Origin of the sequence: Micromonospora sp. NPDC005173 (genome assembly GCF_040608515.1) — a bacterium.
GTDB lineage: Bacteria > Actinomycetota > Actinomycetes > Mycobacteriales > Micromonosporaceae > Micromonospora.
Window position 1 is genome coordinate 1514 of the sequence record NZ_JBEXIK010000095.1, and the last position, 1631, is coordinate 3144.

General features: G+C 56.5%; 1 rRNA gene (cut by a window edge). It reads right to left on the bottom strand.

What is annotated here, in order from left to right:
* Positions 1-1575: ribosomal RNA gene (locus tag ABZV00_RS37620) — 23S ribosomal RNA — on the bottom strand (its annotated part extends 1513 nt beyond the left edge of the window); the annotation flags it as partial.
* Between the last annotated feature and the right edge of the window lie 56 nt (positions 1576-1631).

Sequence of the window (1631 nt, forward strand, 5' to 3'; positions counted from 1 at the left end):
GCAGCTGGTTTGGGTGGTTAGCACAACGAGGTTCGTCAGGGACGCTCTTTCGCGGGTACGGGAATATCAACCCGTTGTCCATCGACTACGCCTCTCGGCCTCGCCTTAGGTCCCGACTCACCCAGGGCGGATTAGCCTGGCCCTGGAACCCTTGGTCATCCGGCGGAAGGGTTTCTCACCCTTCTTTCGCTACTCATGCCTGCATTCTCACTCGTGCCGCGTCCACAACTGGGTCACCCCGCTGCTTCACTCGCGGCACGACGCTCCCCTACCCATCCACACACCTGCACAAGGAATCAAGTCCAAGCGAGGTTAAAATGTGAATGCCACAGCTTCGGCGGTGTGCTTGAGCCCCGCTACATTGTCGGCGCGGAACCACTTGACCAGTGAGCTATTACGCACTCTTTAAAGGGTGGCTGCTTCTAAGCCAACCTCCTGGTTGTCTATGCGACCCCACATCCTTTTCCACTTAGCACACGCTTAGGGGCCTTAGCTGGTGATCTGGGCTGTTTCCCTCTCGACTACGAAGCTTATCCCCCGCAGTCTCACTGCCGCGCTCTCACTTACCGGCATTCGGAGTTTGGCTGATTTCGGTAAGCTTGTGGGCCCCCTAGACCATCCAGTGCTCTACCTCCGGCAAGAAACACGCGACGCTGCACCTAAATGCATTTCGGGGAGAACCAGCTATCACGGAGTTTGATTGGCCTTTCACCCCTAACCACAGGTCATCCCCCAATTTTTCAACATTGGTGGGTTCGGCCCTCCACGCGGTCTTACCCGCGCTTCAGCCTGCCCATGGCTAGATCACTCCGCTTCGGGTCTAGGACACGCGACTGAATCGCCCTATTCAGACTCGCTTTCGCTACGGCTCCCCCACACGGGTTAACCTCGCCACATGCCACTAACTCGCAGGCTCATTCTTCAAAAGGCACGCCGTCACCCCGCAAGGCTCCGACGGATTGTAGGCGAACGGTTTCAGGTACTATTTCACTCCCCTCCCGGGGTACTTTTCACCATTCCCTCACGGTACTTGTCCGCTATCGGTCACCAGGAAGTATTTAGGCTTACCAGGTGGTCCTGGCAGATTCACGGCAGATTTCAGGGGTCCGCCGCTACTCGGGAACACCCACAGAAGGTCAGCAACTTTCACCTACCGGACTTTCACCGTCTACGGTCAGCCATTCCAGACTGTTCGACTAGCCACTGACTTTGTAACTTCTCGAACAAGTGTCAGCTTGTTCAGCAGGGTCCCACAACCCCAACCACGCAACCCCTGACAGGTATCACACGCAGCCGGTTTAGCCTCGATCCGCTTTCGCTCGCCACTACTCACGGAATCACTAAATTGTTTTCTCTTCCTACGGGTACTGAGATGTTTCACTTCCCCGCGTTCCCTCCACACACCCTATGTGTTCAGGTGTGGGTGACTGGACATGACTCCAGCCAGGTTTCCCCATTCGGACACCCTGGGATCACAGCTTGGTTGACAGCTCCCCCAGGCCTATCGCGGCCTCCCACGTCCTTCATCGGCTCCTGGTGCCAAGGCATTCACCGTTCGCCCTTGACAACTTGACCACAAAGATGCTCGCGTCCACTGTGCAATTCTCAACAAACGACCAACCCACAACCTT